Source organism: Pantoea sp. SYBGC1 (assembly GCF_057197005.1).
Genome location: NZ_JBXUNM010000002.1, coordinates 34,434 through 57,704, shown reverse-complemented (window position 1 = coordinate 57,704; position 23,271 = coordinate 34,434). Strand labels below are relative to the sequence as shown.

Genomic DNA, 23,271 nt, shown 5'->3' with positions numbered 1-23,271 from the left:
TGTTACAGGGTAACGCTGTGGCTTACCACCAGATTTCCATCTGTGCGCCAAAGCTCCACTCGTCATTGTCGCCCCGGCTATTGGTGAACAGGCCGTTACCGGTGCTGTCAGCTGCGGCCAGCGTAGTCAGGTTGCCATCTGCATTTTTGCTATAGCCCCACTTCTCATCCCATTTGGCATAGGTCGCAAACAGGCGCAGCGCCGGACGGGACCAGATGCTGTCGCCCGCCTGCCACTGCTGGGCCAGGGTAATTTTGTACTGCCCGTTGCGATCGCCAACCTGCTGCGACTTCACATTGTCGTAGCCCAGCTCAAGCAGCGTGCTCATGATAGGCGTCCATTTGTACATCGGGCGCACGCCCACGGTGTACCACTCGTTGCCGCGATTATTATCGAGGTCGGTGTTCTGATACATCGCGACGTACATCAGGTCCCAGCGCTCGGCCAGCGAGATGGCACCGTGATCCAGCACGCGGTACATTTTGCCGTCGTTGTTGATATTCGTGCCCTGCGGCAGCCCTTTGCCCTGCGAGGTCAGCGCGTCCGTTGCGTACTGAAGTACAAACTTGTTGTAGCCTTTCAGCATGCTCTGCGTATGTTCGGCGGTGAAAAGCCAGCCATCTTTGGACGCGCCATCCTCCAGACGATACCCGTCGCGCGCATTGGCACGGCCATAGTCGACGCCGAGCTCCAGCACGCCATCCGGGTTGGTCTCCAGACCCGCCAGGCGCACATCAAACACGTCGTTTGCGGTGCTGGTTGCGTAGTCGCGGATGCGATCGCTGGAGAAGGTGTAGGAGCCGCCCGCTTCTGATGAGCGCGTGGCGGCGAAAGAGAGTTTGCCGAAGCCGAGGTCAACATCTTCCAGGCCTGCGCCGGGACCGGAGATATCCCAGTAGTAGAAGTCGATCATATGCACGTCGTGACGCTGATAAAAGCGCTTACCGGCCCAGATGGTAGAGCCCGGCAAAGCGTCAATCAGGTTTTTGCCTTTAACGTTGGCTTCGCGGAAAGCAGGTGAAGTTGCCTCCCAGTCATTCTGCTGCGATACGGAGTAGGCAACGTTGGTGTCAAAATAGAAACTCTTATCGCCCTCCTTCCAGACTTCCTGTCCCAGCTTAAGCTCGGCGTAGGTTTCACATTCGTTACCCAGACGGTACTTACTTTGTGCGCCGGTCGCCTGGAAGCACTGTTGTTCACCGCCGCTGCCGGTCCAGCCAATGCCGGAACGGGCGTAACCGGTGAAGTCCACCGCCATAGAGGAGGCGGACAGGGTACCCGCAGCGATGGCGATCGCCACGGGGAGTTTGCGCAGAGTTATCATTTATTTATCTCCTGAGATCATTGCTTTTATTGTTTTGCAGGGTACACACCAGGCTCCTGATGCAGCCTGCGACAGGCGCTGCCATCTTCACGAAACAGATGACAGCGTTCCGGCGGCAGGCCGATGCCCATCAGGGCGCCCTCTTCTGCCAGCACCACGTCCTCCTGGCGATAAACCAGGTTTTGACGGATGGCGGGAATTTGAATGTGGATTTGCGTTTCATTGCCGAGCTGCTCAACGACCTGCACCTCTCCCTCCAGGGTGACATCGGCGATATCGCTGGAGAGCAGATGCTCAGGCCGGATACCCAGTGACATGTTGCTGCCGATCTGCACGTCGGTGCTCTCGACCGGCAGCCAGACCAGCTGATTGTTGGGCAGACGCACTTGAACCTGATCGATTGCGGTGGCGGTCACTTTTACCGGAAGGAAATTCATCCGCGGGGAACCGATAAAGCCGGCGACAAAGCGATTGGCGGGGTAGTGATAAAGTTCAAGCGGTTTGCCAATCTGCGCGATGCGCCCTGCTTCGAGCACCACAATTTTGTCGGCGAGCGTCATCGCTTCTACCTGATCGTGGGTAACGTAGATCATGGTGCGCTTCAGCCGTTTATGCAGCCGCGAAATTTCGATGCGCATCTGGACGCGCAGCGCGGCATCAAGGTTGGATAACGGCTCGTCGAGCAGAAAAACGCGCGGTTCAGCCACCAGTGTCCGGCCAATCGCCACCCGCTGCCGCTGACCGCCGGAGAGCGCTTTAGGCCGCCTGTCCAGCAGATGCGCCAGCTGCAGCACCTCGGCTACCTGGTTTACACGCTGCTGGATCTCAGCACGCCTGACGCCGGCCAGCTTCAGGCCAAAGGACATATTTTCCGCAACGTCCAGATGCGGATAGAGCGCATAGGACTGAAACACCATGCCGATCCCGCGTTCTGCTGGCGGGACCTCATTCATGCGCTTGCCGCCTATCAGCAGGTCGCCTTTAGTGATGGTTTCAAGCCCGGCAATCATCCGTAGCAGGGTCGACTTACCGCAGCCGGATGGTCCGACAAACACCACAAATTCACCTTCGGCAATCTCAAGATTGATATCTTTCGAGACTTCGGTTTCACCCCATGTTTTGGAGACATGACGTAACGCAACGCTCGCCATAATACTTTTCCTCTCAACGTGCCCTGTTGGCTGATATGACTGCTGGCCGATTCTGTGGCTCATCATGAAAGCCCCGGCAGCCGCTGACATCCTCCGCCACAACGTGAATGCACGGGGGATGAGCCGGGAGGAGGAGAAAGGATGCGGGCTGGCTGCCGGCAGCTGGATGAAGAAATTTTTGTGATGTCAGACGCAGAAAAAAGCGGGAGAAAGTGTGCGCCAGCCCATAAAAACAGCGGTTTTTGCAGGCAGGATCACGCGTTTACGTCTGCAGGCGTAGAGAGCAGGAGGATGAAACCGTGCTGCAGAACCTGACAATAAACGGGACGCTTACTTCCCGCTTTCGTTTACAGGATGGACTTATGACAATGAAAACCGTCTCGCGCTTATTTGCCCTCTCCGCGCTCTCCGCCGTGCTGTTCTCTGCTTCGGCTCTCGCAAAGATCGAAGAGGGAAAACTGGTTATCTGGATCAACGGTGACAAGGGCTACAACGGACTGGCCGAGGTTGGCAAAAAATTTGAGCAGGAGACCGGCATCAAAGTCACCGTGGAACATCCGGATAAGATGGAGGAGAAGTATCCGCAGGTGGCCGCCACCGGTGATGGCCCCGATATCATTTTCTGGGCTCACGACCGTTTTGGCGGCTATGCGCAGTCAGGTCTGCTGGCGGAGATCTCACCTGACAAAAATGTGCAGGACAAGCTGTTTCCCTTTACCTGGGATGCGGTGCGCTACAACGGCAAGCTGATCGGTTATCCGGTATCTGTCGAGTCCCTCTCGCTGATTTATAACAAAGATCTGGTCGCCGAACCGCCAAAAAGCTGGGAAGCCATTGCCGATCTGGACAAGCAGCTGCGCGCCAAAGGCAAGAGCGCCATCATGTTTAACCTGCAGGAGCCTTACTTCACCTGGCCACTGCTGGCAGCAGGTGGTGCTTACGCTTTCAAACCCACGCAAAGTGGATTTGATATCAAAGATACCGGCGTGGATAACGCCGGAGCGAAAGCGGGCATGCAGTTCCTGGTGGATCAGGTCAAAGCCAAAGTGCTGAATGCGGATACCGACTACTCCATCGCTGAAGCGGCATTCAATAAAGGGCAGACGGCAATGACCGTTAATGGTCCATGGGCGTGGAGCAACATCGACAAGAGCGGCATCAAATATGGGGTGACCACCCTGCCAACGCTCAATGGCAAACCCTCCAAAACCTTTGTCGGCGTACTGAGCGCCGGTATCAACGCCGCCAGCCCCAATAAAGAGCTGGCAAAAGAGTTTCTGGAGAACTATCTGCTGACCGACAGCGGGCTTGAGGCGGTCAATAAAGATAAGCCGCTGGGCGCCGTGGCGCTGAAATCGTATCAGGCGATTCTGGAGAAAGATCCGCGTATTGCCGCCACCATGAGCAACGCACAGAACGGCGATATCATGCCAAACATCCCGCAGATGTCCGCCTTCTGGTACGCCATGCGCACCGCCACCCTTAACGCGCTGAAAGGACGCCAGAGCGTGGACGCCGCGCTGAAAGATGCGCAGACCCGTCTGAACAAGTAAACCCTGTCTGAAGCCGGCGATGTCCGGCTTTTTATCAGCTGTTGAGGAATTTCGGATCATGTCAGGAAAAACGGAACGGTACAGCCAGATGCTGAAAGGCGTACTGGTTGGCGGCTGCTGTCTGTTAGTCGGCTATCTGCTGGTGCTAATGTATGCGCAGGGAGAATATCTGTTTGCGCTCATGACGCTGATTGTCAGCGCGACCGGCATCTGGATTTATGCTAATCGCCGCGCTTATGCCTGGCGCTATGTCTATCCGGGCCTGGCCGGCATGGCTATTTTTGTGCTGTTTCCGCTGGCCTGTACTATCGCTATCGCGTTCACCAATTACAGCAGTACCAATCAGCTTTCGCAGGAGCGGGCGCAGCAGGTGCTGCTTGGCAGGCAGTATCAGGATGGCGCCGGGCTGAATTTTGCGCTCTACCCGGCCGATCGGCGCTGGCAGCTGGTGCTCAGCGACAGCAGCAGCGGTGAGCGCTACGTCTCCACGCCGTTCGATTTCGGCGGCGCGCAGACCCTGACGCTGCAGCAGGCGCCGCTGCCCGCTACTCAGCGCGCCACGCTGAAAGTCATCACCACGCATCGCCAGGCGCTAAGCCAGATCCGTGCCCGGTTGCCGGATGGACGTGAGCTGGTGATGAGCTCGTTACGCCAGTTCTCGGGTACCCGTCCGCTCTATGTTGCCGGGCGCCAGGGCGTGCTGGAAAATCAGCAAACCGGCGTACGCTATCAGGCGAATCAGGACACGGGGTTTTACCAGCAGATTGCGGCTGACGGCAGCTGGGGCAGTGAACAGCTGAGCCCCGGATTTACCGTCAGTGCGGGCTGGAAAAATTTTGCGCGCGTCTTTACTGACGAAGGGATCCAGAAACCGTTTCTCGCCATTTTTGGCTGGACGCTGATCTTCTCGCTGGTGACGGTGATCCTGACCGTTGCAGTGGGCATGGTGCTGGCCTGTCTGGTGCAGTGGGAAGCGCTGCGCGGCAAGGCTATCTACCGCGTGATGCTGATTTTGCCCTACGCCGTACCAGCTTTTATCTCCATCCTTATTTTCAAAGGTCTGTTTAACCAGAGTTTTGGTGAAGTTAACGTCATGCTCAGGGCGCTGTTTGGCGTCCAGCCTGCCTGGTTCAGCGATCCCGCGCTGGCGCGTACCATGCTGGTCATCGTGAATACCTGGCTCGGCTATCCCTACATGATGATTCTGTGCATGGGGCTGTTGAAAGCTATCCCGGACGATCTGTATGAGGCTTCCGCGATGGATGGCGCGGGTCCGCTGCAGAATTTTTTCCGCATCACGCTGCCGCTGCTGCTTAAGCCCCTTATGCCGCTGATGATCGCCAGCTTTGCCTTCAACTTTAATAACTTTGTTCTGGTGCAGTTGCTTACTAACGGCGGACCGGATCGGATCGGGACTACCACGCCCGCCGGCTACACGGATCTGCTGGTTAACTACACCTGGCGTATTGCGTTTGAGGGCGGCGGCGGGCAGGACTTTGGTCTCGCGGCGGCAATTGCAACGCTGATTTTCATGCTGGTCGGGGCACTGGCGGTCATCAACCTGAAAGCCGTGCGCATGAAGTTTGACTGAGGACAAATTATGGCAATGGTACAACCCAAATCACAAAAGCTTCGTTTGCTGCTGACGCATCTGCTGCTGCTGGTTTTTATTGCCGCCATCCTGTTTCCGCTGCTGATGGTGGTCGCTATTTCACTGCGTTCCGGCAATTTTGCGACCGGCTCGCTGATCCCGGAGCAGATCTCCTGGGAGCACTGGAAGCTGGCGCTGGGATTCAGCGTGACTCAGCCGGATGGCAGCGTCACACCGCCACCCTTCCCGGTGCTGCTCTGGCTGTGGAACTCGGTGAAGATCGCAGCGATAAGCGCGCTGGGTATCGTGACGCTATCCACGACCTGTGCCTACGCCTTTGCCCGCATGCGTTTTGCCGGCCGCGCAACCCTGCTGAAAGGTATGCTGATCTTTCAGATGTTTCCGGCGGTGCTGTCGCTGGTCGCGCTTTATGCGTTGTTCGACCGGCTGGGTCAGTATGTCCCCTTTCTTGGACTCAATACGCACGGCGGCGTAATCTTTGCCTATCTTGGCGGCATTGCGCTGCACGTCTGGACCATTAAAGGCTACTTCGAAACCATCGATGGCTCGCTTGAAGAAGCGGCCGCGCTGGATGGCGCAACGCCCTGGCAGGCGTTTCGTCTGGTGCTGCTGCCGCTATCGGTGCCGATTCTGGCAGTGGTCTTTATTCTGGCCTTTATCGCCGCGGTTACCGAAGTGCCGGTCGCTTCGCTGCTGCTGCGTGACGTTAACAGCTATACGCTGGCCGTTGGTATGCAGCAATATTTAAATCCGCAGAACTATCTCTGGGGCGACTTTGCCGCCGCTGCGGTACTGTCTGCCATTCCCATAACGCTGGTATTCCTGCTGGCACAGCGCTGGCTGGTCAGCGGTCTGACAGCGGGTGGTGTTAAAGGCTAACCTCTTCATCATTGTGTGACCTCGCTGCCCCGGTGTTTAACCACCGCTGGGGCGTTTGACGGCCCCCGGGCCGTCTTTTTTTATGGCGAGGGAAATAATCAACATTTTTTCTTACTGAACCCGACCTCCCCCAGGATAAGAGATGATTGATTTATGCAACTCCATCAGGAAATTCTTTAGAAAAAAAGAGGCATAGCCGCGCAGATAAAAATCCTGATATCACCTTTGAAATCAATCACCCGGAAAATGAAATATAAATCGGTAAGGAGTTATTTTTTAAATAGTAATATTTCCGGTAAAATAATATGAAAAATTAAAGATAAAACTGCCAAAAGCTTCAATAAGCATAAATTGATCTGGCGCACATTTATATTATTCAGGGTTTGAACTCAGAATGGATATTAATTAAATATATCCCTGCCGCAATCAGCGGCTTGCTAATAAAGGAGTCTAATCATGGGATATTTAAACTCAGGCATCAGCAACAGTAATAGCGAGAATGCGAACAAAGCCGTACTCACTATTGAAGAAGAGGAAGTGTTAGCGTCCGTCTCACAGGCGGATGAAGAGAGTCAGTCTGAAGACTAACATTTCAGCGGCACATTATTGTGCCGCTTTAATATGGACATTTATCATGACTATTCTGCCTGAAAGATCTGTCACCCTTACCCGGTCAAGAAACGCAATAGAGCGTTATTTTTCCCGCCAGAATATACAGATTAAAAATGACAACTTTGGCAATACGCTTTCAGCTACGGTTACGCTGTTGAACAGGGAAAGTAGCACCAAACCGATCTCTGGCTGCGGTAAAGGCTATGCAGAGGAAGCCAGCGTTGGTGCACTCTATGAAGCTTATGAACATTACAGAAGCTTTCCGGCACTCAGAGAGAAAAGCAGGTTATATCCTTTCGGGTCAGTCATTCAGCAGGCAGAACTTCGCGGGATGTTACCGTTGACTATTCTTGCGAAATCATCACCCGCCAAAATTGCAGCAGTGGAATTTACAGATAAAAAGGGTTGTGCATCACTGCTCTGGCCTCTTTTTTTAACGGATTGCGAATATTTCAGCCATGTCATTCAGGGAGACACTACAGACTACAGTGCAGCGCGACGCTATACCAGTAATGCAGGTATCGCTGCAGGTTATGGTTTTACGGAAGCAGCGATTCACGCCATCGGGGAAATAATAGAACGCCACTGCACAGGTATCCTGCTGGCAAAAACATTTTTCTATGATGTACAAAAAGAGATCCGACTGGTTAATACAGACTCACTACCACCTGCAGCTGAAAAACTTTTCAATGATGCTCAGTCTGCCTTAGAGGATGAAATCAATATTATTGATGCCTCAGAACCGTCACTGCCTCCTGTTTATCTTGCTTACTGTAAGAGTAAGCCGCGTCTGGGGATAAACATCTACGGCGCTGGCTGTTCACTTTATGCTGACCATGCGGTTGCGCGGGCTATCAAAGAACTTGTCCAGCTGCATAAACTGGCCGATAATTTTACCTGCTTCACTGAGGAACTGGAAAAACACCAGCATAACCTGAGAGAGCATGAAAAATTATATCGCAGCCTTGTTGCCGATTTTGGCAGCCTCGCTTCTGTTAGTGTTGACCTGCCTGAGAAACGCGTTGTACTGACACTGCAAGAGCACCTTCACCGCCTGACAACCTTGTGCGAAATAGCCGGATTACCAGTATGGCTTAAAGAAATAGACAGCGATCCTGCCGGCGTATCACTGGCCTGTGCCGTCATGCCCGGCATGGAGCGATTTGCCCTGGTCAGTTTGGGCAACGTCGTTATTCCCTGCCGGAGCTATCAGGATCAGATATGAGTAAAATAATCTATATCCGGATCCCGAATCGGGAACGGCATGATATTTTTATCATGACAACCTCTGAATCGATTTTTGCCGGCATAAGAAAGCCGTTAACCCACGTGGCTTACAGCATCATTCTTCCCGATATGATAAAAGGACCGCTCATTTCGCTGGATGAAACCAAAGATGAAATAACCCTCGGCATCAGAGTGCCGGACAATCCGGCGTGGTGTGAAAAATTACTTCCCCCCTGCCCGGATTACAATATTCACTTTCCATGGCCGCCGCTGGATGATGAAGGGAATGAGGCTATATGCCCGGAATCATTCTGGGACCAGATGGCCGGCACACCTGAGAAGCTGGACATACAGGAAGCGCACTTCCGCCTGCATACCGTGAATCTGCTGCGTGAGATTGCTTTACCTGGCTGCCGCGTATTTGACCCGGCCTGCTCTACCGGAACCTTCCTTGCCTCCGTAAAACAAAAGCTTCCCCGGCTAAACTATTTCGCTGCCGATCGCGCGGAGAAAATGGTTCTGAAGGCCAGGCAGCAGCTGCCGCAGGTTATACAGAGCGACTTTATGCAATCCGGTGACCGTGACAGGTATGATATTGTTTTTTGCCGCTTCGCCAATCATGAAGTGATAAGACACGATCAGGCAGCATCTGTTATCGATAAACTGATTACGCTGCTTAATAAGAAAGGGTATTTAATTATTTTTGGTCATACCCCTGTAAATTGTGATGTTAAAGATCATGTGCGGGGCAAAAACATTGCTCTCAAAATAACAAGCGGCTATAGCGAACGTTCGGCAGGTTTTTTCCAGTATTATCTATTACAGACACTTTGAAAGAACGCGCTGAGGCCACAGGCACGTGCGACATACCGCTTAGCATAAAATGCTGCGGTGACACCGCTGCTCTTCAAGCTGAATAACAGATTTTGCTTTACGCAGTGATTACTAAATTTTCGATCAAAACTAATTCCATTCATCAGATACCCTGAATACATTAGCGAAACTAAATTCTACTGTCAGGGATAATTGTGGATTCGCTCAGGAAATCAGTGACTGTCAGCGCGGTATCGGATGGCGTTCTAAGTAAAAGAACGCTCAAACTATGCAGATTACTTAATGATAGCGATAAGCTGATCGATATTGCGCCGGCAACCGCTTTTCTCGATTTTTTGAAAGGCATGGAAGTCACGCATAGCGCCTATCAGCGCAGCGGTATTATCAAGAGCAAGCGTGCGCTGTTTCTTTATAATGAGGGCCTGCTTCATCCCGACAGCACCCTGTTTCTGGCACGTAAAAAACAGGAGATCCTTGGCACAATCAGCGTGATTGCTCAGCGAAACCAGCAGCTGCCCTGCTCCCTGCTGTTTGGTGCTGAGCTAGCCGCCCTCGGGCTGGAGAACCGGAAAGTCGTAGAGCTGGGTACGCTGTCGGTTAAGCAGACGCAACAGCAGGACAATCTGGTGTTTATGCTCTATCTCAGGATTATGATTTATACGATTTTTGTGGAACAGGTTGACGATCTGCTTATTCAGGTTAAAGAGAACGTAGCGCCTTTTTACATGCGCAATTTCATGTTTACCCGGGTAGGCAAAACCAAAAAACATCCTGAGTACAGCGATCTGAATGCTGTGTTATTGCGTCTCGACGTCAAGAAGATGCGGGAAAAAATCTACGAACAACAGTGCTACGGTGCCAATGGCTGGCTGCGTATTTTATGCGAACTTGGACTAAACCGGCACTATCGTACCATCTGTGCTCAGTGTCGTAATGGGCAGCGCTTCAGACCGGATCCGCAGGATGCCGCTGTTTATCGTTATCTCTGCTCGCTTCAGAGGTAAATGTCCAGTGAAAGGCCACCGCGCGCCCTGTCAGGCGATATCATTGCTGTGGCCGCAAATGGTTTAACTACATCACTTAGAATGTTGTAACTAGGATGCCAAATCTCTTCAGTTAACGCTTAGAAACAGAATCCCTGTGCCGGGCCGCCTCTGTTCGCTGATGACCATCTACACTTATTTCACCTGAGATCCCCTGAAAACATGAGGTTAAGATGAGTCTGTTATTTAGCGCCACGAAACTGGGACAGCTCTCGCTGGAAAATCGCATTATTATTGCGCCCATGTGTCAGTACTCCGCTGAGGCGGGTAAAGCCACCGCCTGGCACCGTATCCATCTGGGGCAGCTCGCCCTGTCCGGTGCGGGCTTACTGATTATCGAAGCAACAGCCGTTGAGGATATTGGCCGCATATCGCCGGGCGATCTGGGATTGTGGAACGATGAGACTGAGGCGGCACTGGCCAGCGTGCTGGAGGATATCCGTCCGTGGGCAACCCTGCCGATAGGTATCCAGCTGGGTCACGCAGGTCGCAAAGCCTCCTGTGCCGTGCCGTGGGAAGGCGGCGAGCAGCTTTCGGCCCAACAGGGCGGCTGGCAGACGGTGGCGCCTTCCGCAGAGGCTTACCAGTCGGGCGAACAGGCACCACACGCGCTGAGTAAAGAGGAGCTGATGCGCCTGAAACAGGCCTTTGTTGACAGCGCACAGCGCGCGGTTCGCATCGGTATCGAGCTGGTTGAACTGCATGCCGCCCATGGTTATCTGCTGCATCAGTTTCTCTCTCCGCTCAGTAACAAGCGCGATGATGAGTATGGCGGATCGCTGGAAAACCGCATGCGCTATCCGCTGGAGGTGTTTCAGGCGATACGTGATGCTCTGCCAGATTCCGTGCCGGTAGGCGTGCGTATTTCCGCAACTGACTGGGTTACAGGCGGCTGGGATAATGAGCAGTCTATAGCGTTCAGCCAGCAGCTGGCCGCAGCAGGCTGTGCCTATATCCACGTCTCCAGCGGCGGGCTGTCGCCCGATCAGGAGATCGATATCGGCCCGGGCTACCAGCTCTCATTTGCGCGCGATATACGCAAAGTGGTGGAGATCCCGGTAATCGGTGTCGGACTGATAACCGATCCGCAGCAGGCGGAACAGGCTCTGCACACCGGTGATACGGATCTGATTGCGCTGGCGCGCGGCATGCTCTGGGATCCGCACTGGCCGTGGCACGCTGCCGCTGAGCTGGGCGCTACCGTTAAGGCTCCGCCGCAGTATCTGCGTTCAGAGCCGCACGGCCTGAAAGGCACGCTGGTACAGAACGGCAAGTGATCCATTGCGGCAGGCGCTCCGCCTGCCGCACCCCTCTGGGAAATTTCACAGATTGCGGCCAGCGTGAGGCGCTCCGGCCTTTACCCTCTATGCTTCATTTCACGCATTCACATTAAAGGACGATGAAATGAAACCTCAACACCTTCTGCTTTCTGCTGTTTTACTTTGCACCGCTGGCGTCGCCGCGGCTGATACCATGAAAAACCCGGTGAGCGTGCACGTGCTCAACCTGCAGACCGGCATCCCCACTGCCGGCGTGAAAGTAGAACTGGATCAGAAAGCAGGCGATAACTGGACAAAACTGGCGGAAGCCACCACGGATGCGCAGGGGCGGATCCCGGCACTCTATCCGAAAGATAAAATGGCGCAGTCAGGTATTTATCGCGTGGTGTTTAAAACCGGAGAGTATTATAAGTCGGTTAATCAGCAGACTTTCTTTCCGGAAATTCCGGTGATTTTTAACCTTGAGAAAACCGATCAGCATTACCATATCCCGCTGCTGTTAAGCCAGTATGGCTACTCAACCTATCGCGGTAACTGATTGTTAAAACGCGCTGGCGTCAGACCAGCGCGCGCTCCTTTCAGTCTGCGCCAAACAGCGGCAACCACCCCAGCCAGCTCAGCAGCCAGGCCACAATGTTCAGTCCCCCGAATAGCAGTACCAGCGTAATCGCCAGCGAGGATTTTTTATGCGTGGCGAAGCGCTTTTCTGCGCGTAATGCGAGTAAGGCGGGGATCGCTACCGCCCACAGTATGGCAAACAATCCGGCATAGCCGATGGCCGCTACAAACCCGTGTGGCCAGACAATCGACGCCAGCAGCGGCGGCAAAAAGGTTAGCAGTGCCGTTTTCACCCGCGCCCGGCGCGTATCCCCCTGCCCCATACGGTCGGCGATATAGTCGAACAATCCTGCGGTGACGCCAAGAAACGAAGCGATAACGGCAAAATGGGAAAAGAGCGACAGCATCAGGGTTAGTGCCGGTACCTGCAGATGCGAGCCCAGCGCCGCCATCAGGGCGGCGATATCCCCGCCCTGCGCAACAATACCCGGAAATGCGCTACGTGGCAGATTTCCCATCGTGCTGACGATCCAGAACAGGTAGAGCGCAAGCGACATCAGGGTTCCGAGCAGCAGCGCGCGTGCGATCCTGCGCCGGTCGCGATGGTAGTAGCTCACCAGCCCGGTGATATTGCCGTGATACCCGAAAGAGGCCAGGCAGAAAGGCAGCACGCCGAGCGCATAGGGCCAGTAAGCGCTGCCTTCTGGCGCTGGCTGCAGTAGTGAGGCGCTGTCAACCTGCATCAGGAGTCCGCCAAACAGCAAAATAAGCAGTGCGATTTTTGCCACTACGCAGAAGGTCATAAGCCGGCTCACGCCACGCGTGCCGAGCAGCACCACCCCTGCAACCAGCAGCGTCAGCGCAATTTTTGCACCGGCCGCTGTCAGCGGCAGCCCCAGTTGATTAAGGGAGTGCTGATAGACCGGACCGCTGGCTGAAATATAGGCGTAGGTCAGAATGCCCAGTACAAACAGGATGCTTAACCCGTTAAGCCTTGCCCAGCCGCGCCCCAGCAGATCGCGAACCAGCGTGTCATAACCGGCGCCGGCAGCATAGTGCAGGCTGACGCGCATAAACAGCAGCCCGGAGAGCAGCATCGCGCCCCAGCTGATAAACAGCAGCAGCACGCCCCAGCCAAACCAGCTTCCTGCCATAACAACAGGCAGCGTAAACATACCGGCACCCACAACGGTGCCACAGATGATCATAGCGCCCCACCAGACTGAGGGCTGGCGCGGCGTGAGTTGAGGTACTGACATTAAGACGACTCAGAAAATTAGCAAAGGCGGGATGATACACATCATGTACTAGTATGTAGAGTACAAAGCGCAAAAACCGGCGGGCAGGGTTGTAAGCAGATGATGACAGCAGCGCGCCTGCAGAGCAGGCGCGCAGTTCAGGCGGGGTTACTGATAAAAAGCCGGACGGGGCGGCATCGTAATCGGAACAATATCGCCGCTCTTCTGAGCGGCGACACAGGCGTCTGCTGCCACCGCCGCCGCATAACCATCCCAGGCAGAAGGCCCGGTCAGCTCATCGGCAAGCACATTGTTGATAAACGCCTGCAGCTCCACATCGTATGCATCGATAAAGCGCTTTTTCCAGTCGGTCAGGATGGCCACAGAGAGCGCCGCGTTACTGCGCGTCTGCACCGCCATAGGTTCCGGCAACCGGGCAACACCGCTCTCTCCGACAACTTCACACTGAATGTCATAGCCATACTGGCAGTTAACAAAAATTTCGACGTCGATGCGCGTACCCTGCGCCGTTTCCAGCAGAACAATCTGCGGATCTTTCAGATGTGAACTGGCGTGGCGCGTTTTGCGTGGCCAGATCACCTGCGCGCTGACGTAATCATCATTCAGCAACCAGCGCAGCACATCCAGCTCGTGGATCAGCGTATCGGTAATCGCCATATCCGTGGTGTAACTGTCACCCACCTCCGGATTGCGATGCGCGCAGTGCAGCATCAGCGGCGCGCCAATCTCCCCGCTCTCCAGCACCTGCTTCAGCGCACGGTAGCCGCTGTCATACGGTCGCATAAAGCCGACCTGTACGCGTTTTTTACCGCCGGCCATCTCCGCTTCAACGATGTTCATACAGCCCTGCGCCGTCACGGCCAGCGGCTTCTCACAAAACACCGCCTTGCCCGCTTCGATCGCCGCCAGCACAAACTCTTCATGAGTGGGCCCCCAGGAGGTCACCAGCACCGCCTGTACGTCAGGCGCATTAATCAGATCGTGCGCGCTGTCGTAGATCTCCGCCTGCAGCTGTAGCGCAGCTGCTACCTCTTCACACTGACGGCGGTCGATATCATTTAGCGCCACTACGCGCGCGTTCTGCAGTACCTGACTGCAGCGCCGGATATGTTCACGGCCGATTGCACCGGTGCCAATTACGCCAATATTGAGTGTCATAGTCTGTTTCCTGAGCCGGTTGCGGTTAGCGGTTGAGATAGTCGATGCTGCTGCGGATCTGCTGCTCAATCTCAGCAGCGCTCCAGCTCTCCATCACCGATGAGAAAGGCTCAAAGGCATAGATCCCGCGATACCCCATCTCTTCAAGGCGGGCCACCTGCTGCTTTGTCTGCAGTCTGTCATCGGCGCTGAGCATAATACGCTCTTCATCCGTCAGCTCTGCCGCCGGCCGCGTATCGGTCACGCCGGACAGGTGAACCAGGCCAATCTCATGCACGTTGACGTGCCCGGCAAAGTCCGCTTCGGCACCTTCATAAAGATGATGATGGAAGGTATCCAGCACAATTTTGAACGGCACCCCGGCCTGTTTGATCAGCTGCTGCGCCTGCGCGGCAGAACGCAGCGAACTCTGCGGAAAGCCCAGCGGCTCAACCAGCCCCTGAATGCCGTACTCTGCAAACAGTGGCGCCAGCGTTTGCAGCGCGTCAATAGTCTGCGCGTCGCTGACCGGCGTACCATCGTTGAGCGGACAGAGCACCAGCGCTTTGGCACCGCTTTCAGCTGCGTCTTTCAGCAGGCTGCGGGTCTTTGCCAGCACCTCATCATTGAGCTGGTTAAATGGATAGACCGCATTGATCGTTTCGATAGTCAGATCGTGCTCGCGCGCCAGCGCGCTCACCTGCGCGCCGCCGAGATGGTCGGTCACGCTGCCGCTTTTCATGTCGTTGCGGATTTCAACCTTGTGCAGCCCCAGTTTTGCCACCAGCGCAAAAAATTCACTGATGCTCAGAGCGGGAGCAATTTTGCGGTTAATACAGAGGCGGTCGCTGCTTAGTTTACCGGTCATATTCAGTCCTGATGCGTACGGGTTGGAAGGCAACTGAAGCGATACTAAAACATCAGGCTGAGCGGCTCCGCTGCTTCTTTGAGTGATTTACATCAGCGCTGTATTGCGCTGCCGCTGACGGTCGCGAAGCAGATATCCGCAGCTCTATTTTCTACCGCGTGGCAGCGATACCGCCAGCAGGCCCGCCACAATCAGTACTACACCCGCCAGGCTACTCCAGCGAAAAGGCTCATGAAACCACGGCAGAACCACAGCAGCCAGCCAGACCCCTACGTAGCTCAGACTGAGTAGCGGATAGAGCTGACTGAGTGGCTGATAGCGCAGGGCGGCAAGCCAGCAGAGCATCGATAACCCGTAGGCTGCCATGCCGGCGCAGAGCATCAGCACAGGGCGTGCGCCGCCCTGCAGCAGCGTACTGACCGCGGGAACATCCATCATCGCACTGCGCAGCATCAGCTGCGCCAGCGTCACCAGCGCTACACTTACGAGCGCCAGCCCTGTACCTTTCATAGCTGACTCCCCATCAGCGCCACCCCCGCGACAACCAGCAGCGTGCCCAGCCACTGCTGCAGCGTATAGGCTTCGCGCCAGATCAGGCGTGCGGCGGCCGCCACCAGCACAAAGTTAAGGCTGAGCATTGGATAAGCCTGGCTGACCGGCACACTGCGCAATACCAGCAGCCAGAGCAGCATCGCCGTCCCGAGCAGCAGCATACTGAGCGCAACCCAGTGCGCCATGCGTCTGCCGCCTGACGCCATCAGCGCGGCCTGCTTCTGACAGAGCTGCGCTGCACAGCTGAGCAGGCTGACCAGAACAATCAGCAGCAGGTTCATAGCGCGCGACGGTAGCTGTAATAAACCAGCCGTCCCTGCTGCCAGACATCATCCGGCACCGGCAGCATCGCATCCGGCGTTTTCTGCCCGGCATCCAGCAGCAGCACCAGTGCGACATCACCCTCTCTGCGCCGGACGCGCAGCCAGTCGGCAAACTCCGCTCCGCCAACATAGCGCTTTCGGGCATCGGCATAGCTGAGACCATACTCCAGCTCGCCTTTGCTGCTGTAAAAAAAGATATCGCTGCGTTTGAGCTGCCAGGCGATCGCCGAGGCGACGCCGGGGTTATCCGCCAGAATAAAGCGGCTCTGCGCAAGCCGCTCCTGTATGTGGCGGACAAAGTTCTGCGGCTGTTTGGCGTCCCGTATCCGGTCAGGAATAGCAAATCCCACCAGCAGCGCCAGCGCCAGCGGGCAGAGCGCCGCCAGCTGCCAGCGCCCGGTGCGCAGGCTGACACCTGCCGCCAGCGCCCAGCCGGTAAAAGCGAGCGCAGCCAGAGTCGCACGCAGTTTCTCGTCGCTGCTGTAGAGCGGCCGGTGTGCCAGCCCCCACGGCGCCAGTACGCTTATCACCGCCAGCGCGGCCAGTGCGCCAAACAGCAGGTTAATCCAGCCGTTAAACCGCAGCGCAGTGCTTAAGCGTGCGCTGTTTCCTGATGCATAACCTGCTATCAGCAGGCTCAGCGGAGCAAAACAGGGCAGGATATAGGTTGGCAGCTTGCCTTTTGCAATACTGAAAAACAGCAGCGGCAGCACGACCCAGCTCAGTAAATAGAGCACGCCTGCCTGCTGGCGACGCTGCTGCCAGCCGCTTATCAGCGCGCCGGGCAGCAGCCCCAGCCAGGGTAGCGTGCCTGCAACCAGCACCGGCAGGTAGTACCAGAAAGGCGCTTTATGCTGCGCGTTCTCCTCAGCAAAACGCTGAATATGCTCAACCCAGAAAAAGTAGTGCCAGAAATCTCCCGCCTGCTGCGCTATCGCCAGCGCCCACGGCAGGCTCAGCAGTACCGCGGTCAGCAGCGCCAGCGGCCCCCAGCGCAGCAGTTCCGTGAAGCGGCGCTGCCACACCATCCACGGCACAATCGCCAGCACCGGGACCGCGAGCGCCAGGAAGCCTTTGGTCATAAACCCCATGGCGCAGGCCGCCCCCAGCAGCAGATAGCCGGAGAAGCGCTGCCGGAATGTGCGTGCCTGAGCCGCGTACCAGAAGCTGCACATCGCTCCCGTCAGCCACAGCAGCAGAACAGGGTCCAGCACCGCGTAAGTGCCGATTCCGTAAACCAGCAGCGAGGTCAGAAAAACGGTGCTGGCCAGCAGGGCGACGCGGCGGCTGGCAAACATCCGGCATCCCAGCCAGAAAATCAGCAGGCCGCTGCATAGCGTGCTAAAGAGCGCACCGGCGCGGACGCCAAAATTAGTGTGTCCGAACAGCAGCTGGCCCAGGTTGTTTATCCAGTAGCCGGCGACAGGTTTTTCAAAGTAGCGCAAATCAAAAAAGTGCGGCACAACCCAGTTGCCGCTGACAAGCATCTCGCGGCTGATCTCTGCATAACGCAGCTCATCGGGCTGCCACAGATCGCGAAATGGAACCGGCAGCAGATAATAGAGCGCAAACAGCATCAGCAGCAGCGTGATTTTGGTGCCTGTACGCATCAGAACTCCCTGATTAATTTTCTGCCTGACAGCCCAGCCACCCTTCCCGACCTGCAATCCGGCCGCGTACCACAGGCGCGCGCGGCAGAGTGGAGAGATCGGCAGGCAGAAGCTCGCTGAGCGGACAAAAGTGAATACCGGCCTGTCGGGCGCGATCGAGCAGGTTGCTAAAGGCGTCGCGCGCGGCGATCCCCTCAACTTCGGCATGAATGGTATAAACCGCGGTGCCCGTAGCGTGCTGCATGTGCTCAAGGATGAAATCGTTGAAGCGCGCAGCACTCACCTGTTGCCCCACCACTTCATCCCAGGTAGGCAGCGTGACCGGGATCTGAACTGTGCCTTCCGTACCGTCCGGCAGCAGCGGGATAAACGGGCCGCTGCCGCGGCAGTCGCTGTTGTACCGAAAATGGAAGGATTCTTTTGCAGCAATAATCCGGCTGTCTGCCCGCCAGCCGGCAACGGCTGAACAGGTGACGGCGTCACCTGTCAGCGCTTCCAGCATCTGCCTGCCCCGCCCGATCTCCTGCGCCAGCCGCTGATCTGACCAGACGCCCGCCCAGGTCTGCCAGGCGAAGTGATCCCAGGCGTGCAGGCCAACCTCATGATGATCGGCGGTGGCGCGAATAATGTCCGCCTGGCCGCGCCCGATGTGGCGTCCTGGCCAGGCGGTACCGGCCAGCAGAATATCCCAGCCATAGAGCGATGCCGCCCGCGAGCGCACCATTTTGTGAAAAAAATGCGGCTTAAGCAGGCGCCAGATATGGCGCCCCATATTGTCCGGCCCGACGCTGAAAAAGAAGCTCGCCTGCAGCTGATGCAGGCTGAACTGCTCCAGCAGCGCCGGAACGCCCAGCCGGGTGCCGCGCCAGGTATCAACATCGACCCGCAGCCCCACTTTTTTCATGGCTTCTCCTGCAGTTCAACGGTGCGCAGAAAGAAATCAAGGGTGTTGTCGATGGTGGTATCCATATCCACATCCGGTGCCCAGTTCAGCAGCCGGCGCGCATTTTTTATCGAGGGCTTGCGATGCTCCACATCCTGATACCCTTTGCCGTAGTAGCTGCTGCTTTCAACTTCGCGGAACCCGGCAAACGGCGGAAAACGGTCGCGCAGCGGATGGCGCTCAAAGCTTGCCAGCAGATGCTCCGCCAGTTCACGGATACTGGCTTCATTTTCAGGGTTCCCGATATTGATGATCTGCCCGTCACAGTTACCGTTGCGGTTTTCAATGATGCGGAACAGCGCCTCAATGCCGTCACGGATATCGGTGAAGCAGCGCTTTTGCGCCCCGCCATCCACCAGTTTGATGGGCGATCCCTCTACCAGATTGAGGATCAGCTGCGTAATGGCGCGCGAGCTGCCAATGCGTGCAGCATTAAGGTTATCCAGCCGGGGGCCCATCCAGTTAAAGGGGCGGAACAGCGTAAAGCGCAGGCCCTCTTTTTCACCATAGGCCCAGATCACCCGATCGAGCAGCTGTTTGGAAACCGAGTAGATCCAGCGCTGCTTGTTAATCGGACCGACCACCAGGTTAGAGCTATCCTCATCAAAATGCCGATCGGTGCACATGCCGTACACTTCAGAGGTAGAAGGGAAAATGATGCGTTTTTTATATTTAACGCAGTCGCGAATGATTTTCAGGTTCTCTTCAAAATCGAGCTCAAATACGCGCAGCGGGTTACGGGTGTACTCAATCGGCGTAGCAATCGCCACCAGCGGCAGCACCACGTCACATTTTTTGATGTGATACTCAATCCATTCGGAATGAATACTGATGTCGCCCTCAACAAAGTGGAAACGCGGCTCGTTCAGAAAACGGCTTATCGCATCAGAGCCGATATCCAGCCCGTAAACCTCAAAATTATCATCCTGCAGCAGGCGTTCAGTCAGATGATTGCCGATAAAGCCGTTCACCCCGAGGATCAGCACCCGCGTGCGGCGTTTAACAGCCGCCACCGGCTCAGAGTAAAGCAGCGCGCCGGGTACCAGCCCCAGGCTCTGCGCCAGCTGGCTGCCATTCATAAACACGCCGTTGTCACACTGGCCGGTGATAATTTCCAGTGCGCCCTCGCCGCAGGCGACCTGCAGCGGATCGACAGAGAGTACGGTTCCGGCTCTGGCACCCGGCGCGCCGGCGTGCACACGTCCTTTCCACACCATAAACTTCACCGTACCGGCATAGGCAAAAGCACCGGGCCACGGCCAGGTTACCGCGCGCACCAGATTATTCACCTGCTGCGCACTCTGCTCCCACCGGATACGTCCATCTTCCGGCGTGCGGCGTCCGACCCGGGTTGCCAGCCGCTCATCCTGCGGCCGGGCAACTATTTCGCCGCGCTTTAGCGCTGGCAGCGCACCTTCCAGCAGCTGTGTGGCACAGGCAACCAGCTTACGGTGCAGCGTTAGCGCGTCATCCTGCTCATCGATCGCCACCTTTTCTTGCGTGACAATGTCACCGGCATCGGCCCGCTTAACCATGCGATGCAGCGTCACGCCGGTTTCCTTTTCGCCATTAACCAGCACCCAGTTAAGCGGTGCGCGTCCGCGATAGGCGGGCAGCAGCGAGCCGTGCAGATTAAACGCGCCGCGTGCCGCACATCCCAAAATAGCGTCGCTCAGCATGGCGCGGTAATAAAAGGAGAAAATATAATCGGGCTGCAAGGCGCGAATGCGTTCAATCCATAGCGGGTGATTGACCTCTTCAGGCGCATGTACCGGAATGCCGCGCTCAGCGGCAAGGCGCGCGACGGAATCAAAAAAATGGCTCTCTGCGCCGGTGTCGGTGTGCGTAAAGATCGCCGCAATCTCAAAACCCGCTTTCAGCAGCGCGTTGATTCCTGCGCAACCCATTTCCGCATAGGCAAAAACAACTGTTTTCATGGTTTGATTTCCTGAACCTGAGGAGTTTCCTGCTGCGGGTGGATCACCCGCTGAATGAAATAGCGCGGCCGTGCGCGTACGTCGTTGTAGATACGCCCGATGTACTCGCCCAGCAGGCCCATTCCGATAAACTGCGCGCCGACAAAAATAAACAGCACCGCAAACAGCATAAACAGACCGTCGCCGGCCCAGCCGGCGCCAAAAAACAGGCGTAAAATCACCAGCACTAGTGAAAAGGCAAAGCCCGCCAGCGCAATCAGGCTGCCAGCAATACTCAGCAGGCGCAGCGGCGTCGTGGTCAGACAGGTCACCAGGTCATACAACAGATTGATAAGCTTCATGACGCTGTATTTGGAATCGCCAAACTCGCGCTCGGCGTGTGCGACCGGCAGCTCAATGGTGCGGCGGGCAAAGGTATTGGCCAGAATGGGAATAAAGGTGCTGCGTTCATGGCAGTTCAGCATGGCGTCAACAATGTGCCGGCGATAGGCGCGCAGCATGCAGCCATAATCGCCCATCGCTTTGCCGGTGACGCGCTGGATCAGCTGATTGATGGCGCGTGAAGCGCGTTTGCGAAACCAGCTATCCTGTCGGTTCTGCCGTACCGTGCCCACCACGTCGTAGCCCTGCTGCGCAGCCCTGACCAGCGCCGGGATCTCTTCAGGCGGATTCTGCAGATCGGCGTCCAGCGTAATAATCAGGTCGCCCGATACATGGGCGAAACCCGCCATAATCGCAGAGTGCTGACCATAATTTCGGTTAAGCAGTACGCCGACGACGTGACTTCCTGGCATATCAGCGGCATCGGCGATCATCTGCGCCGAGCGGTCGCTGCTGCCGTCATCCACCAGCAGGATCTCAAAGTTCAGACCCAGCGTGCCGCAGGCTGCGCTGGTGCGGCGTACCAGCTCCGGCAAACTCTCCTCTTCGTTATAGACCGGAATAACCACAGAGATTTTCTGAAGCGGCTTTTCATCCAGCATGGCGGCCTCCTGCCAGCGTACGCAGCGCGCTGATTACCCGGCTGACATCCTCATCCTGCATATCGGGAAACAGCGGGAGCGAACAGATACGTTCGCTGTTCCATTCCGTATCAGGCAGGGAAAGTTGTGGATAACGTTCACGATAATATTTGTGCGTGTGCGCCGCGCGAAAGTGAAGCCCGGTGCCGATCTCCTCCGCTTTCAGCGCCTCCATTAGCGCATCGCGGCTGATGCCGCAGGTCGCTTCATCCACGCGAATGATAAACAGATGCCAGGCGTGCTGATGCGGCCAGTCCGGCTGTTTCAGCGGCAGAAAAGGCGTATCCGCCAGCGCCTGCAGGTAGCGCTGCGCAATCTCCCGGCGGCGACGGTTAATCGCCTCAAGCTTACCGAGCTGGACCAGCGCAATAGCGGCATTGATATCCGGCAAATTGTATTTAAAACCGGGTGCTATCACCTCTGCCTGCGGTTTACGCCCGTGCATATTGCGATCCCAGGCATCCACCCCCAGGCCGTGAAACTTCAGGCTGCGCACCCGGTCGGCCAGTTCAGCATCATCCGTTACAACAATGCCGCCCTCGGCACAGGTAATATTTTTGATGGCGTGCAGTGAAAAGATCGCGGTGCCGCGCTGTCCGATATGCTGGCCGTTATAGTGGCAGCCGGTCGCGTGCGCGGCGTCCTCAATCACCGGAATGGCGTAGCGCTCACCCAGCGCGCAGATTGACGCCAGATCAACCGGCGCACCGGCGTAATGCACCGGAATAATTGCCCGGGTGCGTGATGTAATCGCCGCTTCAATCTGCGGCGCCGTCACCATCAGCGTATGGCGATCAACATCGATCATGACTGGCGTGGCTCCCAGCAGCGTGATGATATTGAGCGTAGAGACCCACGTTAATGAAGGGGTGATCACTTCATCTCCGGGCTGAATGCCCAGCGCCAGCAGCGTGACGTGCAGGCCGGCAGTCGCTGAACTGACGGCAATGGCGTGCTGGTTTCCGGTCAGTTCACAGAAAGCCTGCTCCAGCGCAGCATTTTTCGGGCCGGTGGTGATCCAGCCCGAAGCGAACACCGCGCTGACGGCGGCCAGCTCTTCTTCGCCCAAAGCGGGGCGCGAAAAGGGTAAGAAAGACATAAATCCACCTTATCAATTATGCTCTGACCTTAATGCAGGAACACACTCTGCACTTGTCACTCTGCGCAACTTCAACGCACTCTCAACGTGTCACAGTGAAAAACCGGATAACATCGTGCCCATTCACTGGCTCAGTGCTGACATAGCCGATCGACTAAAACATTAGCGGCCTTGCTATTTTTCCTGCGTAATCACCTTAAGCGCCAAAACTTAACGCAACATTAAATTTGCGGCGTTTACTCAGCCAACTTCTTCAGCGTTTAGGGTTGATTGATAAACGTGCAGATCGCGGTATGACAAAAGCAGGGCTGCCGTTGAGATTTTCACACGCTCAACTTTCTGGATATGACGCGCAATTACTCATGCAACGCATTGAAATTGTTGATTTTTAATACCGCTTTAGCCAGATAAAAGGTAGGTTGCCCGCAGATGAATTACGTCATGTGAG

General features: G+C 56.0%; 21 protein-coding genes. 9 read left to right on the top strand and 12 right to left on the bottom strand.

All coding sequences use genetic code 11. The features are described 5' to 3' along the window. Nucleotides 1-22: 22 nt before the first annotated feature. Complete coding sequence (locus AC2CF9_RS05780; RefSeq protein WP_040113487.1) at nt 23-1,324, bottom strand: maltoporin; 1,302 nt, start codon at nt 1,322-1,324, stop codon at nt 23-25. 26 nt (nt 1,325-1,350) lie between these two features. After that, nucleotides 1,351-2,475 carry a maltose/maltodextrin ABC transporter ATP-binding protein MalK gene (gene malK / locus AC2CF9_RS05775; protein ID WP_150017145.1) on the bottom strand — a complete coding sequence of 375 codons (1,125 nt, stop codon included), beginning with the start codon at nt 2,473-2,475 and terminating at the stop codon, nt 1,351-1,353. Nucleotides 2,476-2,837: 362 nt separating this feature from the next. On the opposite strand from malK, the gene malE reads away from it, so the two are divergent. The 9 genes from malE (at nt 2,838) to uraH (ending at nt 12,053) form a co-directional block, all read left to right on the top strand. Continuing rightward, nucleotides 2,838-4,028, top strand: a complete 1,191-nt coding sequence (gene malE, locus AC2CF9_RS05770) for a maltose/maltodextrin ABC transporter substrate-binding protein MalE (RefSeq protein WP_071668331.1) — start codon at nt 2,838-2,840, stop codon at nt 4,026-4,028. A 58-nt stretch (nt 4,029-4,086) separates the two neighbouring features. Beyond that, nucleotides 4,087-5,619, top strand: coding sequence for a maltose ABC transporter permease MalF (malF, locus tag AC2CF9_RS05765; RefSeq protein WP_150017146.1), 1,533 nt, complete (start codon nt 4,087-4,089; stop codon nt 5,617-5,619). A 9-nt stretch (nt 5,620-5,628) separates the two neighbouring features. Further along, nucleotides 5,629-6,519 carry a maltose ABC transporter permease MalG gene (malG, locus tag AC2CF9_RS05760; RefSeq protein ID WP_094111587.1) on the top strand — a complete coding sequence of 297 codons (891 nt, stop codon included), beginning with the start codon at nt 5,629-5,631 and terminating at the stop codon, nt 6,517-6,519. A gap of 456 nt (nt 6,520-6,975) precedes the next feature. Continuing rightward, nucleotides 6,976-7,107, top strand: a complete 132-nt coding sequence (locus AC2CF9_RS05755) for a hypothetical protein (RefSeq protein ID WP_255474547.1) — start codon at nt 6,976-6,978, stop codon at nt 7,105-7,107. A 46-nt stretch (nt 7,108-7,153) separates the two neighbouring features. Continuing rightward, nucleotides 7,154-8,356 carry a YcaO-like family protein gene (locus AC2CF9_RS05750; RefSeq protein WP_190314943.1) on the top strand — a complete coding sequence of 401 codons (1,203 nt, stop codon included), beginning with the start codon at nt 7,154-7,156 and terminating at the stop codon, nt 8,354-8,356. Next, nucleotides 8,353-9,192 carry a class I SAM-dependent methyltransferase gene (locus AC2CF9_RS05745; RefSeq protein ID WP_150017149.1) on the top strand — a complete coding sequence of 280 codons (840 nt, stop codon included), beginning with the start codon at nt 8,353-8,355 and terminating at the stop codon, nt 9,190-9,192. Before AC2CF9_RS05750 ends, AC2CF9_RS05745 begins: the two co-directional genes overlap by 4 nt. Before the next feature lie 215 nt (nt 9,193-9,407). Then, nucleotides 9,408-10,196, top strand: coding sequence for an N-acyl amino acid synthase FeeM domain-containing protein (locus AC2CF9_RS05740; protein ID WP_150017150.1), 789 nt, complete (start codon nt 9,408-9,410; stop codon nt 10,194-10,196). A gap of 212 nt (nt 10,197-10,408) precedes the next feature. Further along, the gene (locus AC2CF9_RS05735; RefSeq protein WP_150017151.1) at nt 10,409-11,512 is read left to right on the top strand and encodes an NADH:flavin oxidoreductase/NADH oxidase; all 1,104 of its coding nucleotides are present in this window, start codon (nt 10,409-10,411) and stop codon (nt 11,510-11,512) included. Nucleotides 11,513-11,639: 127 nt separating this feature from the next. Continuing rightward, a complete protein-coding gene (uraH, locus tag AC2CF9_RS05730; protein WP_071668326.1) occupies nt 11,640-12,053 on the top strand; it encodes a hydroxyisourate hydrolase in 414 nt (137 codons plus the stop codon). Nucleotides 12,054-12,093: 40 nt separating this feature from the next. Here uraH and AC2CF9_RS05725 read toward each other — a convergent pair whose 3' ends face one another. The 10 genes from AC2CF9_RS05725 to arnB form a co-directional block, all read right to left on the bottom strand. After that, nucleotides 12,094-13,332: an aromatic amino acid transporter gene (locus tag AC2CF9_RS05725; RefSeq protein ID WP_484556471.1), complete on the bottom strand. Its 1,239-nt coding sequence runs from the start codon at nt 13,330-13,332 to the stop codon at nt 12,094-12,096. A 147-nt stretch (nt 13,333-13,479) separates the two neighbouring features. Beyond that, a complete protein-coding gene (gene iolG, locus AC2CF9_RS05720; protein WP_484556470.1) occupies nt 13,480-14,490 on the bottom strand; it encodes a bifunctional inositol 2-dehydrogenase/D-chiro-inositol 1-dehydrogenase in 1,011 nt (336 codons plus the stop codon). A 25-nt stretch (nt 14,491-14,515) separates the two neighbouring features. Beyond that, nucleotides 14,516-15,337, bottom strand: a complete 822-nt coding sequence (locus AC2CF9_RS05715) for a TIM barrel protein (RefSeq protein WP_150017154.1) — start codon at nt 15,335-15,337, stop codon at nt 14,516-14,518. A gap of 144 nt (nt 15,338-15,481) precedes the next feature. Further along, the gene (arnF, locus tag AC2CF9_RS05710) at nt 15,482-15,847 is read right to left on the bottom strand and encodes a 4-amino-4-deoxy-L-arabinose-phosphoundecaprenol flippase subunit ArnF (RefSeq protein WP_484556469.1); all 366 of its coding nucleotides are present in this window, start codon (nt 15,845-15,847) and stop codon (nt 15,482-15,484) included. Next, entirely contained in the window at nt 15,844-16,170 is a 327-nt protein-coding gene (gene arnE, locus AC2CF9_RS05705) for a 4-amino-4-deoxy-L-arabinose-phosphoundecaprenol flippase subunit ArnE (protein WP_484556468.1), read from the bottom strand. The genes arnF and arnE overlap by 4 nt, the downstream gene beginning before the upstream one ends. Continuing rightward, nucleotides 16,167-17,822, bottom strand: coding sequence for a lipid IV(A) 4-amino-4-deoxy-L-arabinosyltransferase (gene arnT / locus AC2CF9_RS05700; protein ID WP_484556467.1), 1,656 nt, complete (start codon nt 17,820-17,822; stop codon nt 16,167-16,169). Before arnT ends, arnE begins: the two co-directional genes overlap by 4 nt. Before the next feature lie 13 nt (nt 17,823-17,835). Further along, complete coding sequence (gene arnD, locus AC2CF9_RS05695) at nt 17,836-18,726, bottom strand: 4-deoxy-4-formamido-L-arabinose-phosphoundecaprenol deformylase (RefSeq protein WP_484556466.1); 891 nt, start codon at nt 18,724-18,726, stop codon at nt 17,836-17,838. Next, nucleotides 18,723-20,702 (bottom strand): bifunctional UDP-4-amino-4-deoxy-L-arabinose formyltransferase/UDP-glucuronic acid oxidase ArnA, encoded by a 1,980-nt coding sequence (gene arnA, locus AC2CF9_RS05690; protein ID WP_484556465.1) that lies wholly within the window; start codon nt 20,700-20,702, stop codon nt 18,723-18,725. The genes arnD and arnA overlap by 4 nt, the downstream gene beginning before the upstream one ends. Next, on the bottom strand, nt 20,699-21,685 hold the full coding sequence (gene arnC / locus AC2CF9_RS05685; RefSeq protein WP_484556464.1) for an undecaprenyl-phosphate 4-deoxy-4-formamido-L-arabinose transferase: 987 nt from the start codon (nt 21,683-21,685) through the stop codon (nt 20,699-20,701). Before arnC ends, arnA begins: the two co-directional genes overlap by 4 nt. Further along, on the bottom strand, nt 21,675-22,823 hold the full coding sequence (gene arnB / locus AC2CF9_RS05680; protein WP_484556463.1) for a UDP-4-amino-4-deoxy-L-arabinose aminotransferase: 1,149 nt from the start codon (nt 22,821-22,823) through the stop codon (nt 21,675-21,677). The genes arnC and arnB overlap by 11 nt, the downstream gene beginning before the upstream one ends. Between the last annotated feature and the right edge of the window lie 448 nt (nt 22,824-23,271).